The organism is Synechococcus sp. R60.1 (genome assembly GCF_047461835.1).
GTDB lineage: Bacteria > Cyanobacteriota > Cyanobacteriia > Thermostichales > Thermostichaceae > Thermostichus.
The window spans coordinates 35763-56239 of sequence record NZ_JANSIA010000002.1; the positions used below are offsets into that span (position 1 = coordinate 35763).

The following is a 20477-nucleotide window of genomic DNA, read 5'->3' on the forward strand; positions in this document are numbered from 1 at the left end:
GAATTGAGCAGAAAGCTTTTGTATTCCCAGTCTACCATTCGCCCTTTGTGAAGGCTGGCTGACTTCCAGTAGGAGAGGCTCGGTGGTTCATCGGCGGCCCTCTCTACAGCCTCATGGATCGAGATTTACAGGTGGGCCAAGCGGAGCTGATCATTACCCTGACCGGCATCGACGACACCTTTTCCCAAACCATCCATGCTCGCCACTCCTACTTGGCCGATGAGATTCTCTGGAACCACCGATTTGCCGATATTCTCCACCTGGACAGCAATGGGCATCGCTATGTGGACTACTCTCACTTTCACACAACTCTACCGGCTCAAGCCCCATGCCCTCGCTTGGAGGGGAATCCTTGAGGGAAACTATAGAAGAAAATCTATTCTCTAGCATGATCTCTATAGTAACGTTCAATGATAGGCTGCCCATAGCGTCGAGGGCTTTGGGGCATGCTGAGCCAAGCGAAAGAACAACAGTCCGGCGGCAAGAGATTTCTGGATTGGCACCGACGTCTGAGCCTAGACAACTGGCGCGGGGATCTCTTCGGCGGGCTGACGACAGCGATTGTTTCCTTGCCGATGGCCTTGGCCTTTGGGGTGGCTTCGGGGGCAGGGCCGGTGGCGGGCTTGTACGGAGCAGTATGCGTGGGCTTTTTTGCGGCTCTGTTTGGGGGTACGCCCACGCTCATCTCCGAACCCACCGGGCCGATGACTGTGATGATGACGGCGGTGGTTGCTAATGTTACAGCTCGTTACCCGGAGCAGGGGCTGGGGCCGGCCTTCACCGTGGTGATGCTGGGGGGCTTATTTCAGATCCTGTTTGGATCCCTGAAACTGGGTAAATACATCACCCTCATGCCCTACAGCGTTATTTCCGGCTTTATGTCCGGGATCGGCTGGATCATGATTTTGCTGCAGATCCCGCCGCTGCTGGGCCACGCCAGCCAGGGGGGAGTGATTGGGGCGGTGCAGAACCTGCCGACCTACCTGCTCAACCTCAAGATGCCAGAGCTGGGGCTGGGGCTGCTGACGCTTGCCATCCTTTTTGGCTATCCCAAGCCCTGGCGACGGGTGGTGCCGCCGCAGTTGGTGGCTTTGGTGTTGGGAACGCTGGTGGCCAGCTTGTTCATGGCCGATTGGGATTTGCGGCGCATTGGCCCTATCCCCACCGGTTTGCCGCAGTTGCAGTGGCCGCAGTTGCCCTTTGCTTCCCTGGCCAACTTGGTGCTGGATGGGGTGGTGCTGGGGATGCTGGGCTGCATCGATACCCTCTTGACGGCAGTCATTGCTGATAACCTCACCCGCACCCGCCACGACTCCGACCAAGAGCTGATCGGGCAGGGGATCGCTAACTTGGTGTCCGGCTTCATGGGAGGGCTGCCGGGAGCCGGCGCCACCATGGGCACAGTGGTGAACATCCAGTCGGGCGGACGTACCCCTCTAGCCGGCATTACCCGAGCGTTAATCCTGCTGATGGTGGTGCTGTTTGCCGCTCCCCTCACGCAAGGGATCCCAATGGCGGTGCTGGCAGGGATCGCCCTTAAGGTGGGGGTGGATATCCTCGACTGGAGCTTCCTCAAGCGGGCCCACCGCCTTTCCCTCAAAGGGGCAGCCATCATGTACGGAGTGATGTTCATGACGGTGTTTGTGGATCTCATCGCTGCAGTGGGAGTGGGAGTGTTTGTGGCCAACTTGCTCACCATTCAACGCCTCAGCGAGATCCACTCCGAAGAGGTGAAAGCCATTACCGATGCCGATGATGCGGTGGATCTCACTCCCCGTGAGAGGGAATTGCTGCGCCAGGGATGCGGGCAGGTGTTGCTGTTTTACCTGAGCGGGCCGATGATCTTCGGGGTTTCCCAAGCCATTTCCCGCCAACATCAGGCGGTGGCCTCCTGCCAAGCCTTGGTGCTGGATTTGTCGGATGTGCCGATGCTGGGCGTTTCGGCGACGCTATCCCTGGAAAATGCCATTCGCGAGGCCCTGGATCGGGGCAAACAGGTGTGGATTGTTGGGGCCAAGGGCCGGATCCGGCAGCGCCTGGAAAACCTACATTTGCCGCTGCCCCCAGAGCGGTTTGTGGACAGCCGTGAGGTGGCTTTGGCCGAGGCTGTTGCCCAGTTGGGCTTGCCGCTCGAGGCCAGTCCCCTGGTTTGAGTAACCCCAATTGGCCTGAGCCACAAAGCTGCGGGATCCGTTTGCCAGATCTAGGTTAAGTCTGAGTCTATGCAATGGAAGGGTCGGGTCGCCTACTTGGCAACCATGCATCGCAAAGAGCAGGTCATCGGCCCTCTCTTGGCCGAACATTTGGGGATCCAAGTTCAAGTAGTAGCTTTCGACACCGACCAACTGGGCACCTTCTCGCGGGAGCGGCCCCGACCGGGGGATCCCATCCACACTCTGCGCCTGAAGATTGCAAGGGCTTTGCAGGATCATCCTGAAGCTCTGGGCTTGGCCAGCGAGGGGTCCTTTGGCCCCCACCCTCAGATCCCCTGGATCCCTTGGAATCAGGAGTGGGTCATGCTCAGGGTTTTTAAACCCGGCGCGGAGCCCTTGGAGCTGGTCGGCTATGCAGAGAGCACCCAAACCAATTTCAGCCATCGCTGGGTGCAGAGCTGGGCAGAAGCGCTGGACTTTGCCCAAAGGGCGGGTTTTCCCCAGCATGCCCTGATCGCCCTCGACCGGCCAGAAAAGCCCCAGGTTATCCACAAAGGAATCCAAGACGAAGCAACCCTGAAGCAGGTGGTGGGGGAGCTGCTGGCTCGGCAGGGTGGCCTGCATCTGGAAACCGACATGCGGGCCCTGTACAACCCAACCCGGCTCCAAGTCATCGCAGCCGCCACCCAAAACCTAATCGCCAAAGCCCAAAGCCTGTGCCCGGCCTGCGGCACTCCTGGCTACTGGCAGATCCGCTCGGTCTCTGGACTGCCCTGCGGCCAATGTGGCGCCCCCACCCCCGTGGCCAAGGCTTGGGTATATGGCTGTGCTCGCTGTTCCCACACCCACACCGAGCCTGTGGCAGAGCCCTGGGCGGATCCCGCTCAGTGTGCCTTTTGTAATCCCTAGCTTTGTCCCAAGCTTGACGTCAAGCCCAGGCTTTCATCCCCCCAGAGGGGCTGATGTAAGAAAATAGGGATCCAACCCAGTGGATCCCTACTTAGCAACTTGGATGTCAGCGCAGGGATTTTAAGAACTAGAAAGTAAACACAGCTCGCAAGACACCCACGCCGATGGTTGGATCGGTATCCCCAGACTTGCTAGGCCCACCATTGGGATTGCTCACAAAGTAGGCTGCCGGGGTAAGGGTGAGGTACTCGTTCACCGGGAAGCTGTAGTAAACATCCACGATGAAAGGACGGCTGTCAAAAACTCCCTCCTCGGTGCTGACAATCGGTTGGCCAAACACCACACCGCCCTGAGCACCCTCAATGAAGAGATCCGGGAAAGCAAAGCCAAACAGGAACCCGTTGAAATCTTCATCACCCGGATCAATGGTGCCAGCCGGTACCACGTTGGGCAAGTTGTAATCCACATTGCCAGCAGTAAACCAGCCGGATACGGTAATTCGAGGGCTAAGCTCCCAGTTGGCTGCCACCGAGAAAGCATTGACACGGGCAGAAACATCTACCGTCGTCGTCCGCAGAGGGCCACGGAAAAGGGCTGTACCGTTGGCCAAGAACTCAGGGCCATCGTTTGCCTTCTGCAGATAGGTACTGGCAAACTGCAGGTAGATCTCCAGGTTTTCGTTCGGCAGGAAGCCCAGCTCCACCGCGTGGGCACTGTCGCTACCGGTTATACCGCTGTCGCCGAAGCCCTTGCCCAAGGCTTGAGCGTTCCTGGTGCTGTAGCTGTAGGCCAAGCGTAGTTGATCCGAGAGTCGGTAGCGGAAGCCAAACAGAGCTCCACCTGGCACGTCCGCCGTGGAGTTGGGAGCATCAGCAAAGTCGGAGAGAGCTTCGAAGGGTGTGCTGTAGTTGAATACATCGAACACACCTGAGCCAACGATACCCGTGTAGATGGTAGCTGCTCGGTTGAAAGCTGGGAATTGGTAGATCAGCTTGGCCAGGGTGAAAGTGCCGCCGCCACGGCCGCCAAACTCAAGGCCGGGATCCCCATCAAAGAACTCAGTCACAGCATCGCGAGCTTGGAGACGAATGCGCAGGCGATCGCGACCCACAAAAGAAGCATCGAAGTTCAAGCGTACCCGATAGGGAAGAGTCATGTTTGCCTGATTTTGCTCGGCTACCACTCTTCCTTGTACGACCCGGTCTTCTGTAAGAGCGCTACCAAGAATTGCGGTAATGACCTGAGCGTTAAGCTTAGTAACTGGGTTGAAGATCTTCCCTTTCAGATCGTTAATCTCAGCCTCTGCCGCATCCACCCGCCCGCGCAGGGCTGCCAGCTCAGCAGCAAATTCCTCTTGCAAGCGCTGCAGAGTGGCCAAGTCTTCCTTGGAGACTTTGTCGGCCAAACCGGCTGCAATCAACTCATTGATGCGATCCAAGCAGGCGTTCATACCGGCGGCAAACTCAAAGCGAGTCATAGCCCGGTTGCCGCGGAAGGTGCGGTCAGGGTAGCCGGCAATACAACCGTAGCGCTCCACCAAGGATTGCAGGGCTTGGAAGGCCCAGTCGGTGGGCTGCACATCCGAAAGCTCAGAGATGGAGGTGACCGGCCCGGTAGCTTGGGCATAAGCCACTCCAGGGGTCAGGATCGCTGCTGCACCCAGAGTGCCGGCCAGCAGCGTTTTCCAGTAGTTCGCGTGTTTCACGGGCATGTTTCTCTCCTTGTTCTTTTCCTCACACCTTTTTGGCTGTAGGGATGTCTTCTAGAGGTAACCAATTGCCTAACTCAAGAACAAGTCTGGCAACTGCGGACTTCGGTGAAGACATGGTGTGGAGATTATGATACAGCCGAAGTCCACATCCTCTTGCTGTCCGGTCTGCCCTACAGTTAATGCGGTGTCCCCACATCTGTGGCCAAGACATGGGTATCTGTTCCCGCCATTCTCACACCTACACCGAGCCTGTGGCAAAGACCTGGGCAGATCTCACGCAGTGCGCTTTTTGTAGCCCATGGCCTCGTCTTAAGCTCAACCTCAAGCTCTTCAATGCCAGCATCCTTATCCCCACAGAGGAGTTGATTATTCTTATTCAATGAAGGGATCCACCGTAGTGGATCCCTGCCTGGCAATTTGGCTGTAAGCGTGAGGAGCTAGGAACTAGAAAGTAAACACAGCTCGCAAAGCCCCCACGCCAATGGTTGGGTCGTTGTCTCCGGGTCTGCCGCCATTGGGGTTGCTCACAAAGTAGGCAGCAGGCGTTAGAGTAATGTACTCGTTGACCGGGAAGCTGTAGTAGACGTCCACAACGAAGGGGCGAGTATCCCACACTCCATCGTTGTCGGCAGTCACAATTGGCTGGCCAAACACAATACCACCTTTGGCACCCTCCACGAAGAGGTCGGGGAAAACAAAGCCAAGGAGGAAACCGTTAAAGTCTTCCTCTCCCGGATCAACAGTACCAGCCGGTACCACATTGGGCAGGTTGTAATCCACATTGCCAGCCGTAAACCAGCCAGACAAGGTAATGCGAGGGCTGATCTCCCAGTTGGCTGCGAACGTAAAAGCATTCACCCGTGCAGAGACATCTACCCGAGTTCCTCTTACCGGTCCACGGAAGAGACTTTTACCCGTGGCCAGGAAGGTGGGGCCGTCGTTCGCCTGCTGCAGGTAGGTGGAAGCAAATTGGAGGTAGAACTCCAGACCCTTTGTCGGCAAGAAGCCCAGCTCAACGACGTGGGCGCTATCATCACCTGTCAAGCCACTGTCGCCAAAGCCTCTCCCCAAGGCTTGCCCTCTTCTGGTGCTGTAGGCATAGGACAGACGAAACTGGTCACTCAGGCGATAGCGGAAGCCAAATAGGGTTCCGCTGGGCACATCTGCCGTAGAGTTGGGAGCATCGGCAAAGTCCGACAGAGCATCAAAGGGCGTGCTGTACTGCAGAACGCTAGACACCCCTGTACCTGTAATACCTGTGTAGATGGTAGCAGCGCGGTCGAAAGCAGGGAATTGATAAACCAGCTGGGCAAGGGTGAAGGTACCACCCGCACCCCCCTGGAAGCCAACACCTGGGTCACCCTCAAAGAAGGTGGTTACCGCATCGCGAGCTTGGAGACGAATGCGCAGGCGATCGCGACCCACAAAAGAAGCATCGAAGTTCAAGCGTACCCGATAGGGAAGAGTCATGTTTGCCTGATTTTGCTCGGCTACCACTCTTCCTTGTACGACCCGGTCTTCTGTAAGAGCGCTACCAAGAATTGCGGTAATGACCTGAGCGTTAAGCTTAGTAACTGGGTTGAAGATCTTCCCTTTCAGATCGTTAATCTCAGCCTCTGCCGCATCCACCCGCCCGCGCAGGGCTGCCAGCTCAGCAGCAAATTCCTCTTGCAAGCGCTGCAGAGTGGCCAAGTCTTCCTTGGAGACTTTGTCGGCCAAACCGGCTGCAATCAACTCATTGATGCGATCCAAGCAGGCGTTCATACCGGCGGCAAACTCAAAGCGAGTCATAGCCCGGTTGCCGCGGAAGGTGCGGTCAGGGTAGCCGGCAATACAACCGTAGCGCTCCACCAAGGATTGCAGGGCTTGGAAGGCCCAGTCGGTGGGCTGCACATCCGAAAGCTCAGAGATGGAGGTGACCGGCCCGGTAGCTTGGGCATAAGCCACTCCAGGGGTCAGGATCGCTGCTGCACCCAGAGTGCCGGCCAGCAGCGTTTTCCAGTAGTTCGCGTGTTTCGCGGGCATGTTTCTCTCCTTGTTCTTTTCCTCACACCTTTTTGGCTGTAGAAGTGTCCTCATGGAAGCGACAAACTGCCTACCTCAACAACGAGCCTGGCAATCGCGGACTCTGGGAAGACATGATACAGCCGAAGTCCACATCGTCTACCACTTTACACACTTTCTGCGCGAGACTCAATGCAAGACCCAACTGCGGTAGATGATCGAGGCTCGATATCCACTACTCTACCTCAGGGATCCGGCTCTGGCTAGCGGGTGTATCTCAAACTGAGACAGAGCTCTCAAGCTGCAAGCTCCGGTGGGGATGGGCGGTACCGGACTCGAACCAGTGACATCCTGCTTGTAAGGCAGGCGCTCTACCGCTGAGCTAACCGCCCCCGAGGGATCCCAGTCCACCGAGTTTAGCATTCCCAAAGGACTATTTCCCCATACCCAAGCTCTGCGCCTTCTGGTACACCTTGCCCTCGGTCAGGAGGGAGGGGGCGATGCAGATCTCCACCTGCTGCATTTCTCGGAGATTGGCAGCCCCCAGGGTGGCCATGCTAGTGCGCAGAGCACCCCAGAGGTTGTGGGTGCCGTCGTCCAGGCGGGCGGGGCCGCGCAAGATTTCTTCCAAGGTGCCGGTGGATCCCACGCGGATGCGGGTGCCGCGGGGCAAGATGGGGCTGGGGGTAGCCATGCCCCAATGAAAGCCGCGACCGGGGGCCTCATAGGCGCGGGCCAAGGGGGATCCGATCATCACTGCGTCCGCTCCACAGGCGATGGCCTTGCAAATATCGCCGCCGGTCACCAATCCGCCATCGGCAATGATGGGAACGTAGGCGCCGGTTTCCGCCAAAAACTGCTCCCGTGCAGCGGCACAGTCGGCGATGGCCGTAGCCTGCGGCACTCCCACCCCCAACACGCCTCGGGAAGTACAGGCAGCGCCAGGGCCGATCCCCACCAAGACACCGGCAGCTCCGGCCTGCATCAGCTCCAAGGCAACATCGTAGGTAACGCAGTTGCCCACCACAACAGGAATGGGCATCGACCGGCAAAATTGGGCCAGATCCAGCAGTTCCATGCCTTCGGGAACCTTGTGGTGAACGGAAACCACCGTGGCCTGAACGAAAAACAGATCCCCCCCGGCTTCAGCCACCAGGGGGCCGTATTGGGCGGCGTGGGCGGGCACGCAGCTAGCGGCGGCAATGGCGCCAGCAGCTTTGATCTGGCGGATGCGTTCTTGGATTAGCTCTGGCTTCACCGGCTCGCTGTAGAGGCGCTGCATTAGGGGCACAAACTCGTCTTTGCCCACCGACGCAATCTGATCCAAAATCTCATCGGGATCGGCGTAGCGGGTTTGGATGCCATCCAGGTTCAACACCCCGGAAGCTCCCAGCTCCGAGAGCAAAATGGCCATTCGCACATCCACCACGCCATCCATGGCGCTGGCGATGATGGGGATTTGCCGTTGGATCCCTCCCAGGGTGAAGTGGGTATCCACCAGGCTGGGATCCAGCGTTCGTCTGCCTGGGGCCAGCGCGATTTCATCCAGCCCGTAAGCGCGTCTTGCCTGCCGATTGCGGCCCAGTTGCACGTCCATTTTTCCCCTGTTCTGCGGATCCCTTGTTTTTATCATGCCGCCAAGGAGGGATCCAAGGCCAGCGAGAGTTTTGTTCTTCTGGTTGGGATTTCCACCTGCGATCCCGGAGCGGGTCTCAATCAGCCTCAGAGGTTCGAGGGGGCAAGGGCGTGAAAATGTGCCCTTCTTGCAGGTTGCCGAAACTGCGGCAGCGCTCGGATCCCCAGCGGAACCCGTAGAGGGCGATGTAGGCACACATCAACGCATCCACCTGATCTTCGTAGTTTTTGAGTCGACGGCCCTTGAGGGATCCCACCTTCACTTGGAGCAGCTCTTCGTGATCCTGGAGAGCCGGGTCAGCGGCAGCCAGAGAGCGCAGATGATGCTGGTAAAGTTGCCAAGCTTGTTGCCGTTCCGGCCAGGTGCGTCGAGGGCGGGCCTTGTATTTCAGGGTGCGGCTGAGGCCAAAGAGGCTGACCAAGGCGCTGTGGGGGAAGACCTCGGTCACTTGGCGGGTAAGTTTTCCTCGCTCGATGCTGGCCTGCTCCCCAAAACCATAGCGCGAGAGAGCCTGCACCAGGGCTTCTCCTCTGACTTGGCCGTTCTTTGCCAGTAACCGGCGGTTGGCCGGGTGGGCCCCGGCTGCATAGGCGCGAAACACCCGGTTCAGTTCGGCCTCGGCCCGTCGCTGTCCGCTGAGGTTGGGGACGCGCAGGGGGGCATCCACCGCCACCAAGCAGGGATCTTCGCCCGCCTGAGCTTGAATATAGTCCAGGATCTCCTCATCCGTTTGGAGAATGCGGCTATCGACCAGATGGCCTGTCAAGTTCTGCCTGCCGGGATCCCCGAGCTGGACTCGCAGCGTGGCCAGACCGGAAGGGTTGCGGGGCGACCAAGCCAGATCCAGGCCAATGCAAATCAACTGAGCCACACCGCCTTCCCCTTTTCCTCAAGTTCGACAGATCAAAGCCATTTCCAAGAGCCAGTTTGAGGCAGTTCCCGATTGCATGGCTCCGGCGCCCTCACCCCCAGCCCCTCTCCCTCTGAGAAAAGGGGTTAGGGATCAGCATCACAAACAGTTTCGCTGCTGTCTCACGGTCGTTGGGAATGATCCCGCCGGATTGCCTGCGTCTTGATGAAAATCCACAAGAAAAGGGATCCCACCAGGGGATCCCGAAAGATTCATCCAAGATGCCTGGCCAGGAAGCGAAGTGCCCATGGGCTCTTCGGTGAGCCTCAGGGATCCACCTCGCTGTGGCGGTCAACGGATTAGTAGTCGTAGTCACTCATGCCGCTGCCGCTGCTTGCCGGTGTGTTGGTCTTGGGCTCCGGCTTGTCCACCACGATCGCTTCAGTGGTCAGCACCATCCCCGCAATGGAAGCAGCGTTTTGCAGGGCAGAACGGGTAACCTTGGCCGGGTCTACAATGCCCGCCTCGAACATATCCACGAAGGCGTCGTTCTGAGCATCGTAGCCGGTGTTGAAGGGCTTGTCTTTCACCCGCTCCAGCACAATGGAGCCGTTTTGGCCGGCGTTCTCAGCAATGCGGCGCAGCGGAGCGCCCAGAGCGCGGGCGACCAGGTTGGCCCCCACCAGTTCATCGCCGGACAGATTGGCTTGCGCCCACTCGGTTACCACCGGGATCAGGTGTGCCAAGGTGGTGCCGCCGCCGGGAACGATCCCTTCTTCTACCGCCGCTTTGGTGGCGTTGATGGCATCTTCCAGGCGCAACTTGCGGTCTTTCATCTCGGTTTCAGTGGCCGCGCCCACTTTGATCACTGCCACACCGCCGGAGAGCTTGGCCAGGCGCTCTTGCAGTTTTTCTTTGTCGTAGGTGGAGTCGGTTTCCTCAATTTGACGGCGAATTTGCTCGCAACGAGCTTTCACGGCCGCTTCGTTGCCTTCCGCCACGATGGTGGTGTTGTCCTTGGTCACCGTGACGCGACGGGCAGTGCCGAAGGAATCGAGGCGAGCGTTCTCCAGCTTCAGGCCGCGCTCTTCGCTGATTACCTCACCACCGGTCAGGATGGCAATGTCTTCCAACATAGCCTTGCGGCGATCCCCGAAGCCAGGGGCTTTTACCGCTACCACGCTCAGCACACCCCGCAGCTTGTTCACCACCAGGGTAGCCAGCGCTTCTTTCTCGATGTCTTCGGCGATGATCAGCAGAGGACGACCGGCGCGGGCCACCTGCTCCAGAACCGGTACCAGGTCTTGCACCAGGGTGATCTTCTTATCGGTGATGAGGATGTAGGGGTTTTCCAGAACCGCTTCCATCCGCTCGGTATCGGTGACGAAGTAAGGGGAGATGTAGCCCTTGTCGAAGCGCATCCCTTCCGTCACTTCCAGCTCGGTGGTCATGGACTTGCCTTCTTCCAGGGAGATCACCCCTTCGCGGCCCACCTTGTCCATGGCCTCGGCAATCATACGGCCCACTTCTTCATCGTTACCGGCGGAAATGGCCGCCACCTGGGCAATGGCTTTGGAATCTTCCACCGGGCGGGCATGCTCGGCGATCTTGTCGACCAAGAACTTCACCGCCTTGTCGATCCCCCGCTTTAGGGCAATCGGGTTGGCGCCGGCAGCCACGTTTTTCAGACCTTCTTTCACCATGGCGTGAGCCAAGACCGTGGCCGTGGTGGTGCCATCCCCAGCCGTGTCATTGGTCTTGGAAGCCGCCTGCCGGATCAAGGAAACGCCTGTGTTCTCAATGTGGTCTTCCAGCTCGATTTCTTTGGCAATGGTTACCCCGTCGTTGATGATTTGGGGGGCGCCAAACTTCTTCTCCAGCACGACGTTGCGCCCTTTGGGACCCAGGGTAACGGCTACGGCTTCTGCCAAAATATCCATGCCGTGCTCTAGAGCGCGGCGGGCTTCTTCACTGAAGATGATTGATTTGGCCATAGTCAACCTCTCCGATGCAAATGCAGGTAAGGGTGAAACAGAGTCTCAAGGATTCAATCGTTCGTTGAACTGCTGCTGAATCACTGACCATTACTGAACAATGGCGAGAATGTCCCGCTCGGCCAACAGCACATATTCGTCGCTGCCCAGCTTGACCTCGGTTCCGGCGTACTTGGAGTAGAGCACTTTGTCGCCGGCTTTCAGTTCCATCGGGATCAGCTTGCCGTCGTCATTGCGCTTGCCAGGGCCAACAGCAACCACTTCCCCCACCTGGGGCTTTTCCTTTGCAGTGTCCGGCAAGAAGATCCCACCTGCGGTTTTCTCGTCCTGCTGAGCGATTTTGACCAGCACGCGGTCGCCCAGCGGCTTCAGGGTAGAGACGTTAAGAGCTACTGCAGCCATGACAAATGTCCTCCGTGATCCTAAAGCACGAAGCTGAAGTTTTCATTTCCATTAGCTCCACTTCCCCGAAGGGAAGCGACTTAGCACTCTCGACTTACGAGTGCTAGTTTATCAGCCAACTTTCTGGCCTGACAATAGCCTTTGTCGGTGGGATCCCGCTTTTGGCGGGTACGGTCGGGGTGCGGATCCCCCTACTTTGGGGTCTGCTGTGGGATCATGACCTGAGTTGGGCTTGGTTGAGAAGGTGTGGATCCCGTTGTTTCAGGTGGATGCGTTTACGGCAGTGCCTTTTGCAGGTAACCCCGCGGCGGTGTGTTTGCTGCCTCAGGAGCTGCCGCAGGCGCTGATGCAGGCCATTGCCGCAGAGAACAATTTGTCGGAGACGGCTTTTTTACTTCCCCAGGGATCCCAGGGCGAGGTTCCCCACTATGGGCTGCGCTGGTTTACTCCCACCACCGAGGTGAATCTCTGTGGCCACGCCACCTTGGCCAGCGCCTATGTGCTGTTGACGGAGGTGCATCCTGAGGCGGAGAGGGTAGCCTTTTCCACCCGCAGTGGCCTGTTGCAGGTGCGGCGGCAAGGGGATCGCCTGGCCATGGATTTTCCTGCTCAAACCCCGGAACCTTGGCCAGAAGCCAAGGAGCAGGTGGCAGCGGCTTTGGGGATCCCACCTGTGGAGCTATACCGGGGGGACATGGGGGTAGCGGTGCTGGCTTCGGCGGGACAGGTGCAGCAGGTGCAACCGGATCTGGCCCAGGTTCAAGCGCTCCCCGTTCCGGGGTTGATCGTCACAGCCTCTGGGGCGGATCTAGAGGATGGGCCGGATTTCGTCTGCCGCGTTTTCGCTCCTCGGCTGGGGATCCCGGAAGATCCGGTGACGGGATCCGCCCAGTGTCTTTTGATGCCCTATTGGGCCAAACGCCTGGGTCGCTCTGAGTTACAGGCCCACCAGCTATCCAGCCGCGGCGGGGAGCTCTGGTGTCGCGATCTCGGCTCTCGCGTGGAGATTGCCGGGCAGGCTGTGCAGGTGATCAGAGGAGAGCTGAGGCTACCTTAGAACCCTACCGAACAAAAAACACCCCGGATATGCTTCCGAGGTGCAGGCTAGGAAAGAGCTTGAGCTAGCCGAGGATTTCGGCGGCTTGAATGAGCTCCACCTGCTTTTTCTTCAGCACCAACAGCACCTGGGTAATGGTAATGGCTGCCAGGAAGGCCACCAGCCATTTCACCCGATCCGGGCTTTGCAGCACCAGATCCCGCTCCACCTGGCCAAAGCCGCCCACATTGGGATTGTTGGTGACGGGATCCCCTTCTTTGACGCTGTCGCCAACGGCAACCACCAGCTCCGGCCCAGGTGGCACCACCAGGTTGTGGATCCCACTTTCGCTCTCGAAGCTGAGAACCCGCGTGCCCGGCAGCTCGTATTCCGGGGGCACCAGGCTGGCCAATTCAGCCGGCAGATCGCTGATATCGGAGTTGAGGGTGGCGATGTTGACTAGACGCCCGGTGGCCGGAGCGCGGAAAACGTTGTTGTTGCTGAGGCTGCCGTCGGGGTTGAGCTGACCGCGACCCCGGTTGGCCCCAATGTAAACGCGATACTTCATGAAGGCCACCGAGGGATCCTCTTTCGGGTCAGGGGCCACCACTGGAAAGACGATTTCTTGATGCTGCTCGCCCGGCAAAGGCCCGACCAGGAGGATGTTGGGCTTCGCGTCGCTGTAGGGGGTGATGTAGGTCTCGGCAGTTTCTTGCCGTTGTTCCTCGGTCATCTCGGCTTCGGTGGCTAAACGGAAGCCCTCCGGCAAGACCACCACCGCGCCCACATTCAACCCACCCTTGCTGCCGTCTGCCAGCACCTGCTGCTTGCTCAGGTCATAAGGGATCCCAACTTTGATGGTGAACACCTGGCCGGGGGTGACTGCCTGGGGCACCTCGGCGCGAGTGGGCATGGCGTTCAGGTGGCAGTTGGCACAGACAATTTTTCCGGTCGCCTCGCGGGGGTTGTCGTAGGCCATCTGGGCATAGTAGGGGTAGGCTGCCGCCGGACGTGCCCCCATCCCCAGCAACAGCAGCAGCCCACAGAAGGCCAAGCAGATTCGCTTCATAACTCTCAGCTCAGAATGAATTTCCATCACAGGTTTAGGACACAGTCTTGGAACAGCCATCTCGACAATTTGCCCCAAATCGTTCGGCAAAAGCCGGCACAGCCAGCGGGATCCCTTGCCCTTTAGGTTTCCCGGAAATCGGGGCCTTGCCAAGGGCTGAAGCGGACGTTGTCGCCATCCACAGTGGCGCTCACCAGCTCCAGCGAGCGGGGAGCCGGTCCCCGGATCACCTTGCCATTGGCCGCATACTGGGATCCGTGGCAAGGGCACTTAAACAAATTTTCCCCCACATTCCAGGGCACCACGCAGCCGAGGTGGGTACAAACCGCGTTGAGGCCATAGTTGGCCACCGCCCCGTTGTCGATCACGATGTAGGTGGGATCCCCCTTCAAACCTTGGGCCAGCACCCGATCCGTAGCGGCATGGGTGGCCAACAGTTCACTGACGCTGATGGGCTTGCCGAGGGCGTCCTGAGCGATGAGGCCTTCCCCCCCTCCACCGGCAGAGGGCGGAATAAAGTACTTCACCACCGGGTAGAGGGCGCCCACCACCACGACTCCCACAGAGCCGCTGAGCAGGGCATTGAGAAGAACCCGCCGGCTCATGGGGGGCGCTTCAAAGTTGCTAACCGCTTCCGTCATAATGGCAAATGCAGACCTGAGAAGTTTTAACGTTCGTTGACAAGCGACATCATCCTAACCGACCCCTCTGGCCAATATCGTTAAGAAATGCAACGCTGTAAGAGGCCGTGGCCTTCCTTCCCAAGGTGAGCGGCCCACCCAGCGCGATTGGAGCCAGATCCAAGCCAGCCTCAGACAAGTCTGATGAAGGGATCCGACTTTCAAGCTTTGTTGCGCGAGAAGTGGGGCTATTCCTACGACGTACAGTTGCGGCGTATCCAGCAGAAGGTGGTGCTGCTGGTGATGTGGCGCTACCTGGAGCAGCCCTCCTTCCCCTTGAGCGAGGCCGAGTATCTGGCCCACTTGGAGAACGTGCTGGCCCATTTGCAGGCTTGGGGGGTGTGGGAAGCGGTGCGTCGGGAAATCGAAGCCACCCGTCAGAGACCCCGTATGGGCAAAGCGGTGGCCATTCCTCTGGATTTGCAGAAGGTGGGGGAGCGAGTCTCCGAGTGGTTGTTGTGAGTTCTCCTGGGGAGAAAGAAGTCCAAGCAAACCCAAGCGCCGGATTCTCCGGCTGGGCAAGAAACTCGAATGGGTCTCAGCTCAAACGGCAGACCGGGAGTTTGCCCAACGGCCATGACCTCTCTAGAGGGGACGCGGCTTGCGCACTTGTTCGGTTTCGGGGCGATCCTGCTGAGCTTCGGATTCCAAAAGTTGGCGGAATGCCGGCTCGTCCAGACGGTAGTCCCGCTGCTCGATCAAATCCCGGTCGGTTGAGTAAATGGTGTCCGACTCTTGCACAACTTCTTGACGGCGGAAGCGGCGGGCAAAGTTGAGTTTGCGCAGCAGCGCCTCTGTGGGATGCTGCAGATGCTCTCGCCAAAGCTGCCGGACACGATTGCGACGCTCCACTCCCTGGTTACGGATTTGCAAGGCTAGCCAGCGAACGGCGGGCACCGCCAAAAACAGCGTGCCGTAGAGGAAGAGGAAGCCGATCAACGGGTAGATGAAGGCCAAAAAAGCATTGCTGCCGGCTGCCGCTGCCACCTCCTCCCGTGCCCCATAGAGAATGGCGGCCAGAAAGAAATTGAGAACTCCCAAACCCCCTGCCAGGGTCAGTTGACCAGGCGTGGCCCGGCTGAACACCCAAGGTTTCTCCTGCAACACTTCGGGGATCCTCTTGGGATCACGCTCTGAGGCGGCCACCTGCAGCTCTGGGAAGCGGTAGACAATGTCCCCATCCTCGCTGACCTCCGGCTGGCCGTCGAACTTGAGCAAAATGGGCAGCATGTAATCTTCGTATTCCAAGGCCGGGGATCCCGGCTCCACATCCAGGTAGGGCAACACCTGTTCCGCTGCGATCACCCCCCCATTGGCGCGGATCCGTTGGCCGATGAGGGCATAGCGCTCCTCCTCCAGGTTGGCATTGGGATCCCCGTCCCCAAAGAGGAAGCTGTACACCGCTTCCAGGAAGTTCAGCTCGGATTTTTGCGGCTGGCGGGGGCGCGTCCGACCGGAGTAGCTGCCATAGTAGGGATAGGGATCCCAGAAGGGGTTGCCGATCCAAAGGTTGGGGAAGTAATAAAACCCTATCCCCCGCGATCGGCTGCGATTGTCCTGCTCGCGGCTGCTGGCCATTTGCAAGGCAATCAACGCTAGGACAACCAAGACAATCGACACCACCAGCAGGATGCCGAAGGAGATGCGCAGCCCATAGAGGAAGCCCCCCCACAACCGGCGACGCAGGGCTGCTAGCCGATCCTGCTGCTCCTTGCGCTTGAGAATGCTGCGAAAATCCGGCGGGAAAACATAGGTAATCTCCCCCTGCCGGGAAACCTGGAGATGCCCCTCCGCCTTTTGGGCCAAATTCAGTAGCTCTTGTTTGGCCTCGTGTAAAGCTAAGCCCGTGCTGGATGCAATATCTCCCAAGGTGACCCGCAGGCCCAACTGCTCCACTGCATCCATCACCAATGTTTGTGTAGCCACTTTAAACCTCCGCTTTCCGCCCCCATTGTCGAGGAGCCTTTGGGATCCCTAGGACGCAGATCCTCTCCCCTGAGCTAGACCTAGCGTCTCCTCTATTCCCAGTATCTCCCCACTAACCCAGCAGCGGCGAGGGTTATACCCGCCTCTAGGGCAGCCAAGCCATCACGGCCAGCAGGGTCGAGAGGATCCCGATCAACACCCAGATGAGGGGCTTAGTGTCCAACGGGGGATCCGCTGCCCGGCGGCTGAGGGGATCCCCAGATCTTGGGGAAGGGCCTTTGCGTTGGGAGCGCCCATAGGCCAAGCGGTACTCTGGGGGATCAGCTTCCTCCAGCCGGCTGAGATCGGGAATTTCGCTCAACCACTCCGCTGGACGCCGCAGACGAGGGGCTTGCCAGATACCCAAGACATAGCGAGCCTGCTGGGCAACTTCTGGATCTGGGTTGCGCAGCAAGGTTTGGGCCAACAGGATGGCCTCCTGCGTTTCGCCAAGGGCTTCTTGGGCCAGGGCCTGCCAGAGCCGTAGCTTACCCGACTGCGGATAGCGGCTTTGGGCCTGCTTAACCTCCTCTAGCGCCTGCCGGTATTGTCCTCGCTCGAACCTCAACTGGATCAGAGCCAAGTGCTGAGACAATCTCAGGTCTTTGGGAAGCGTCATGCTCAGGATCCGCAGGCTAGGTCAGCTTCTGTTCTACCCCAAACCCCACCAGCAACAGCTCCTGCAAAGGCTGACCCTGAGGGGGACGTTGGTAGGTAAGGATCTGCCGCAGGCGCAGGCGCGGATTCAGTAGAGTGATGGTATCTACAGCAACCACACGAGTGTAGGTGGTGGTCATCACCAGTTGCAGGGATCCGGGATCAAACCGGAAAGCCGCCACCATCGGGCGATCTTCCTCGTAGGCCCGATCCCGCAGGTAGTCTCCCTGCAGCCCCAGGGGGGTTTCCTGCCGAGGGACAAACAGCATGTTCAGCTCTTGCCCGGCCTCCTCCCCCGTTTCGGAAACGGTCTCAAAAGCCAAGTGAAAGCCCAAAAAACCATCCACGTTGTGGTTGGGGTAGTTGTTGTCGGTGAGCACCTTGTGCTTGAGCTCAGGGGTGAGAGTGCGAATAGTGAACTCGGTGCGGGAGCGCTCCACCTCGCCACGGTCTAGGTAATGGTAGGTGCGCTCTGTGCGCCAAGCCCCAATGCAGCAGTTGAAAAAGTGGTGAAATTTCTGGATGGCGTTCATGCGGGCGGGAGCGGACAGAGTCAGAAACCGGCGCTGGAGCCGAGAAGTGGCCCAGAAAACCCTGCCTCTGATCCTAAAACGAATTGAAAATAAACAGGAATCCAAATCCTAATGCCAACGATTGAGATCTGGGTCTGGAGCGGGATCTCCTCCCTCACCCGCTTTTGGCCACCGGGATCCCTTGGGTCTGCCCCAACAACTCCAAGGCTCGCTGCAGCTGGATGTCCTCCGGCCCGGCCAAGGTTTCTGCCGTCAGAGGAATGGATCCCTCCGCCACCACCACATCGGGCTGGATCCCCTGGCGATGGATGTCGTGGCCGCTGGGGGTAAGGTACTTGGCCGTGGTCACCGCCAGCCCCGAGCCATCCGCCAGCTCCAGCAGGGATTGAATCAGACCCTTGCCAAAGGTGCGCGTTCCTACCAGTTGGGCTCGCCCACTATCCTGAAGTGCCCCGGCCAACACTTCACTGGCACTGGCGCTGCCCTGATTTACCAAGACCACCAGCGGCGCCTCTGTGAGCACCTCGCCGGTGGCGGGAATGCTGTCTTGAATGCCGTGGCGATCCGTCACCAGCACAATGTCACCCTTGGGGATCCAGAAGCGGGCGATCTCAATGGCCGCCTGCAAGAGTCCCCCCGGATTGTTGCGCAAATCGAGAATGTAGCCCCGCACCCCTTGAGCTTCTGCGGCCCGAATGGCTTGGCGGACTTGAGCGGCAGCATTGCCGTTGAACTGGCTGAGGCGAATGTAGGCCACCGATCCCTGAGGCAGCTCAAAAAAACGGGTGCGCACGGGGTTGATGGTGATCGATTGGCGTACCAGCTCCACCTCCCAAATGCGATCCTGCCGCCTCAGCTTCAAAGTAACCGGCGTGCCGCTGCGCCCCCGCATCCGCTCGGCCACTTCGTCCAGGCTCAGCCCCGCCACCGGCACCCGATCCACCGCCAAAATCTCATCCTGGGGTTGGATCCCGGCCTGCTCGGCAGGAGTGCCCTCCATGGGGGCAATCACCCGCACAGCGCCTTGCTCGTCGATAGCAATCTGCAAGCCGACACCACTCAGCTCGCCGGCTGTAGAGGTCTGCAGGCTGAGGTAGTGCTCTCTGTCCAGAAAGCGGGTAAAGGGATCCCCCAGAGTGGCCAACATCTCCTCGATGGCCTGGTAAGTCTGCTTGCGCTCCTTCAGGGGCCGGGAGAGAAACCGCTGCCGCACCTGCCACCAGTTTTGCCCGTTAAACCCCGGATCCACGTAGGCCCGATCCACGTAGGCCCAAGCCTGCGCCAGCAGTTGCTGCTCTTCTCCCCAACGGCTGGCCTGCACCGGACAGGGGCCTATGGCCAAACTCGCCCAGAGCAAACACCCAAGCAAGACAAGGCGGATCCCCCACCCTCTCCAAAGGATCCCTGTGTATCTCGGCTTCTGCACAACCATCGATCCCAAAAAACATTAAGAAACATGAACAAAACGCAATATCAAAAGCTCGTCTGGCCTACTGGGATCAAGATCTTGGTTCCCAAGCTGAGCCCGGCGCCAGGATGGTGTTAAAAGATTGTGTTACATTGCTGAGGAGAGTGGGCTTGCCCCGCCCTCGAGAGCCAACTTCAAAAAATGCAGACATTATGAGCAAAGTTTACGACTGGTTGGACGAGCGGCTGGAGATTACGCCTTTCGTCGACGACGCAACGGGAAAATTCATTCCGCCTCACGTTAACATCTTCTACTGCCTCGGCGGGGTGACGCTGGTGTGCTTCTTAATTCAGTTTGCCACCGGCTTCGCCATGACGTTTTACTATCGTCCGACGGTGGCCGAGGCTTTTGAGTCGGTGAACTACATCATGACCCAGGTGAACTTCGGCTGGCTGCTGCGCTCCATCCACCGTTGGAGTGCCTCCATGATGGTGCTGATGATGATCCTACACACCTTCCGGGTTTACCTGACGGGGGGATTCAAGAAGCCCCGCGAGCTGACCTGGGTAACCGGTGTAATCTTGGCGGTGCTGACCGTCTCCTTCGGCGTTACCGGCTACTCCCTGCCCTGGGATCAGGTGGGCTACTGGGCAGTCAAGATCGTCTCAGGTGTGCCCAGTGCCATTCCGGTGGTGGGCGACTTGTTGGTGCAACTGATCCGGGGTGGCGAAGCGGTTGGTCAAGCTACCCTGACTCGCTTCTACAGCTTGCACACTTTCGTGCTACCCTGGCTGACCGCGGTCTTTATGACCATGCACTTTTTGATGATCCGCCGCCAAGGCATTTCTGGGCCTTTGTGAGCAAGGTTTGACTCCCAGACGCCTTTGACTTTCCTGGTAACTGGGATCTTTACCTGCCACTTTTTCAGAACTTTTGTCCCTAGATAAGGAGAACTCCCATGGCCGTCTCAAAACAGGTGATAGCGACCGAGGCCATTACCCGCAAGGTTGATCTAGACAACCCCAAAGTTGTAGCCAAGCTGAAGAAAAACATGGGCCACATGACCTATGGTGAGCCCGCTTGGCCCAACGATTTGCTCTTTATGTTTCCGGTGGTGATCCTGGGCACTATTGGAGTGATCGTTGGCCTGTCAGTCATGGATCCGGCAGGTGTAGGGGAGCCGGCGGATCCCTTTGCTACGCCTCTGGAAATTCTGCCGGAATGGTATCTCTACCCCGCCTTCCACATCCTGCGGATTGCTCCCAACAAGCTGTTGGGAATTGCTCTGATGTCTGCCATTCCTGTGGGTCTCTTGTTTGTGCCCTTCATCGAAAACGTCAACAAGTTCCAAAACCCCTTGCGCCGCCCAGTGGCGACAACGGTGTTCCTGATCGGCACCTTGGTCACCCTCTACCTGGGCATAGGTGCCACCTTGCCCTTGGATAAGTGGGTCACCTTGGGCTTGTTCTA

The 20477-nt window shown here is 58.7% G+C and carries 19 protein-coding genes and 1 tRNA gene; 7 read left to right on the forward strand and 13 right to left on the reverse strand.

Annotated elements, in window-relative coordinates; all coding sequences use genetic code 11:
- Positions 1-89 precede the first annotated feature (89 nt).
- From NW834_RS00690 to NW834_RS00700, 3 genes are all read left to right on the forward strand, one after another.
- Complete coding sequence (locus tag NW834_RS00690; RefSeq protein ID WP_255344550.1) at positions 90-356, forward strand: hypothetical protein; 267 nt, start codon at positions 90-92, stop codon at positions 354-356.
- A gap of 90 nt (positions 357-446) precedes the next feature.
- A complete protein-coding gene (locus NW834_RS00695) occupies positions 447-2153 on the forward strand; it encodes a SulP family inorganic anion transporter (protein ID WP_414426196.1) in 1707 nt (568 codons plus the stop codon).
- Between the two features lie 69 nt (positions 2154-2222).
- The gene (locus NW834_RS00700) at positions 2223-3062 is read left to right on the forward strand and encodes a DUF6671 family protein (RefSeq protein WP_414426197.1); all 840 of its coding nucleotides are present in this window, start codon (positions 2223-2225) and stop codon (positions 3060-3062) included.
- Between the two features lie 127 nt (positions 3063-3189).
- Here the strand turns inward: NW834_RS00700 and NW834_RS00705 are convergent, their stop codons facing one another.
- From NW834_RS00705 to groES, 7 genes are all read right to left on the reverse strand, one after another.
- Positions 3190-4773: an iron uptake porin gene (locus tag NW834_RS00705; protein ID WP_414426198.1), complete on the reverse strand. Its 1584-nt coding sequence runs from the start codon at positions 4771-4773 to the stop codon at positions 3190-3192.
- 444 nt (positions 4774-5217) lie between these two features.
- The gene (locus tag NW834_RS00710) at positions 5218-6798 is read right to left on the reverse strand and encodes an iron uptake porin (RefSeq protein WP_414419488.1); all 1581 of its coding nucleotides are present in this window, start codon (positions 6796-6798) and stop codon (positions 5218-5220) included.
- A gap of 299 nt (positions 6799-7097) precedes the next feature.
- Positions 7098-7169: transfer RNA gene (locus NW834_RS00715), tRNA-Val, on the reverse strand.
- Positions 7170-7210: 41 nt separating this feature from the next.
- A complete protein-coding gene (locus tag NW834_RS00720) occupies positions 7211-8374 on the reverse strand; it encodes a GuaB3 family IMP dehydrogenase-related protein (protein WP_414419487.1) in 1164 nt (387 codons plus the stop codon).
- Positions 8375-8489: 115 nt separating this feature from the next.
- The gene (locus NW834_RS00725) at positions 8490-9284 is read right to left on the reverse strand and encodes a DUF429 domain-containing protein (RefSeq protein WP_414419486.1); all 795 of its coding nucleotides are present in this window, start codon (positions 9282-9284) and stop codon (positions 8490-8492) included.
- A gap of 338 nt (positions 9285-9622) precedes the next feature.
- Entirely contained in the window at positions 9623-11257 is a 1635-nt protein-coding gene (gene groL / locus NW834_RS00730; protein WP_011433224.1) for a chaperonin GroEL, read from the reverse strand.
- Positions 11258-11347: 90 nt separating this feature from the next.
- Positions 11348-11659 carry a co-chaperone GroES gene (gene groES, locus NW834_RS00735; RefSeq protein WP_414380983.1) on the reverse strand — a complete coding sequence of 104 codons (312 nt, stop codon included), beginning with the start codon at positions 11657-11659 and terminating at the stop codon, positions 11348-11350.
- A gap of 244 nt (positions 11660-11903) precedes the next feature.
- On the opposite strand from groES, the gene NW834_RS00740 reads away from it, so the two are divergent.
- Positions 11904-12716: a PhzF family phenazine biosynthesis protein gene (locus NW834_RS00740; protein WP_414419497.1), complete on the forward strand. Its 813-nt coding sequence runs from the start codon at positions 11904-11906 to the stop codon at positions 12714-12716.
- Between the two features lie 64 nt (positions 12717-12780).
- Here the strand turns inward: NW834_RS00740 and NW834_RS00745 are convergent, their stop codons facing one another.
- Both NW834_RS00745 and NW834_RS00750 read right to left on the reverse strand, forming a co-directional pair.
- Positions 12781-13764, reverse strand: coding sequence for an apocytochrome f (locus tag NW834_RS00745; RefSeq protein WP_414419485.1), 984 nt, complete (start codon positions 13762-13764; stop codon positions 12781-12783).
- 122 nt (positions 13765-13886) lie between these two features.
- A complete protein-coding gene (locus tag NW834_RS00750) occupies positions 13887-14405 on the reverse strand; it encodes a cytochrome b6-f complex iron-sulfur subunit (protein ID WP_011433228.1) in 519 nt (172 codons plus the stop codon).
- Between the two features lie 183 nt (positions 14406-14588).
- Between NW834_RS00750 and NW834_RS00755 the strand changes: the two genes are divergently transcribed.
- The gene (locus NW834_RS00755) at positions 14589-14906 is read left to right on the forward strand and encodes a DUF3067 family protein (RefSeq protein WP_011433229.1); all 318 of its coding nucleotides are present in this window, start codon (positions 14589-14591) and stop codon (positions 14904-14906) included.
- A 123-nt stretch (positions 14907-15029) separates the two neighbouring features.
- On the opposite strand, the gene NW834_RS00760 is transcribed toward NW834_RS00755, so the two are convergent.
- The 4 genes from NW834_RS00760 to NW834_RS00775 form a co-directional block, all read right to left on the reverse strand.
- Positions 15030-16370, reverse strand: coding sequence for a hypothetical protein (locus NW834_RS00760; RefSeq protein ID WP_414419484.1), 1341 nt, complete (start codon positions 16368-16370; stop codon positions 15030-15032).
- Between the two features lie 145 nt (positions 16371-16515).
- Positions 16516-17028: a tetratricopeptide repeat protein gene (locus NW834_RS00765; protein WP_011433231.1), complete on the reverse strand. Its 513-nt coding sequence runs from the start codon at positions 17026-17028 to the stop codon at positions 16516-16518.
- 16 nt (positions 17029-17044) lie between these two features.
- Positions 17045-17599, reverse strand: coding sequence for a phycobiliprotein lyase (locus NW834_RS00770; protein WP_414341991.1), 555 nt, complete (start codon positions 17597-17599; stop codon positions 17045-17047).
- A gap of 154 nt (positions 17600-17753) precedes the next feature.
- Entirely contained in the window at positions 17754-19031 is a 1278-nt protein-coding gene (locus NW834_RS00775) for a S41 family peptidase (protein WP_414419483.1), read from the reverse strand.
- A 188-nt stretch (positions 19032-19219) separates the two neighbouring features.
- Between NW834_RS00775 and petB the strand changes: the two genes are divergently transcribed.
- Both petB and petD read left to right on the forward strand, forming a co-directional pair.
- Positions 19220-19867 (forward strand): cytochrome b6, encoded by a 648-nt coding sequence (gene petB / locus NW834_RS00780; protein WP_041436518.1) that lies wholly within the window; start codon positions 19220-19222, stop codon positions 19865-19867.
- Between the two features lie 98 nt (positions 19868-19965).
- Positions 19966-20477, forward strand: a 512-nt coding sequence (gene petD / locus NW834_RS00785; protein ID WP_011433236.1) for a cytochrome b6-f complex subunit IV, incomplete at its 3' end; no start/stop codon positions are given.

What these genes read in the sequence shown, in the direction of transcription:
- NW834_RS00745 (WP_414419485.1), bottom strand. Translation starts at nt 13,764, where the DNA reads ATGAAGCGAATCTGCTTGGCCTTCTGTGGGCTGCTGCTGTTGCTGGGG.
- NW834_RS00775 (WP_414419483.1), bottom strand. Translation starts at nt 19,031, where the DNA reads ATGGTTGTGCAGAAGCCGAGATACACAGGGATCCTTTGGAGAGGGTGG.
- petB (WP_041436518.1), top strand. Translation starts at nt 19,220, where the DNA reads ATGAGCAAAGTTTACGACTGGTTGGACGAGCGGCTGGAGATTACGCCT.
- groES (WP_414380983.1), bottom strand. Translation starts at nt 11,659, where the DNA reads ATGGCTGCAGTAGCTCTTAACGTCTCTACCCTGAAGCCGCTGGGCGAC.
- NW834_RS00750 (WP_011433228.1), bottom strand. Translation starts at nt 14,405, where the DNA reads ATGACGGAAGCGGTTAGCAACTTTGAAGCGCCCCCCATGAGCCGGCGG.
- NW834_RS00765 (WP_011433231.1), bottom strand. Translation starts at nt 17,028, where the DNA reads ATGACGCTTCCCAAAGACCTGAGATTGTCTCAGCACTTGGCTCTGATC.
- NW834_RS00770 (WP_414341991.1), bottom strand. Translation starts at nt 17,599, where the DNA reads ATGAACGCCATCCAGAAATTTCACCACTTTTTCAACTGCTGCATTGGG.
- NW834_RS00695 (WP_414426196.1), top strand. Translation starts at nt 447, where the DNA reads ATGCTGAGCCAAGCGAAAGAACAACAGTCCGGCGGCAAGAGATTTCTG.
- NW834_RS00755 (WP_011433229.1), top strand. Translation starts at nt 14,589, where the DNA reads ATGAAGGGATCCGACTTTCAAGCTTTGTTGCGCGAGAAGTGGGGCTAT.
- NW834_RS00700 (WP_414426197.1), top strand. Translation starts at nt 2,223, where the DNA reads ATGCAATGGAAGGGTCGGGTCGCCTACTTGGCAACCATGCATCGCAAA.
- groL (WP_011433224.1), bottom strand. Translation starts at nt 11,257, where the DNA reads ATGGCCAAATCAATCATCTTCAGTGAAGAAGCCCGCCGCGCTCTAGAG.
- NW834_RS00710 (WP_414419488.1), bottom strand. Translation starts at nt 6,798, where the DNA reads ATGCCCGCGAAACACGCGAACTACTGGAAAACGCTGCTGGCCGGCACT.
- NW834_RS00705 (WP_414426198.1), bottom strand. Translation starts at nt 4,773, where the DNA reads ATGCCCGTGAAACACGCGAACTACTGGAAAACGCTGCTGGCCGGCACT.
- NW834_RS00720 (WP_414419487.1), bottom strand. Translation starts at nt 8,374, where the DNA reads ATGGACGTGCAACTGGGCCGCAATCGGCAGGCAAGACGCGCTTACGGG.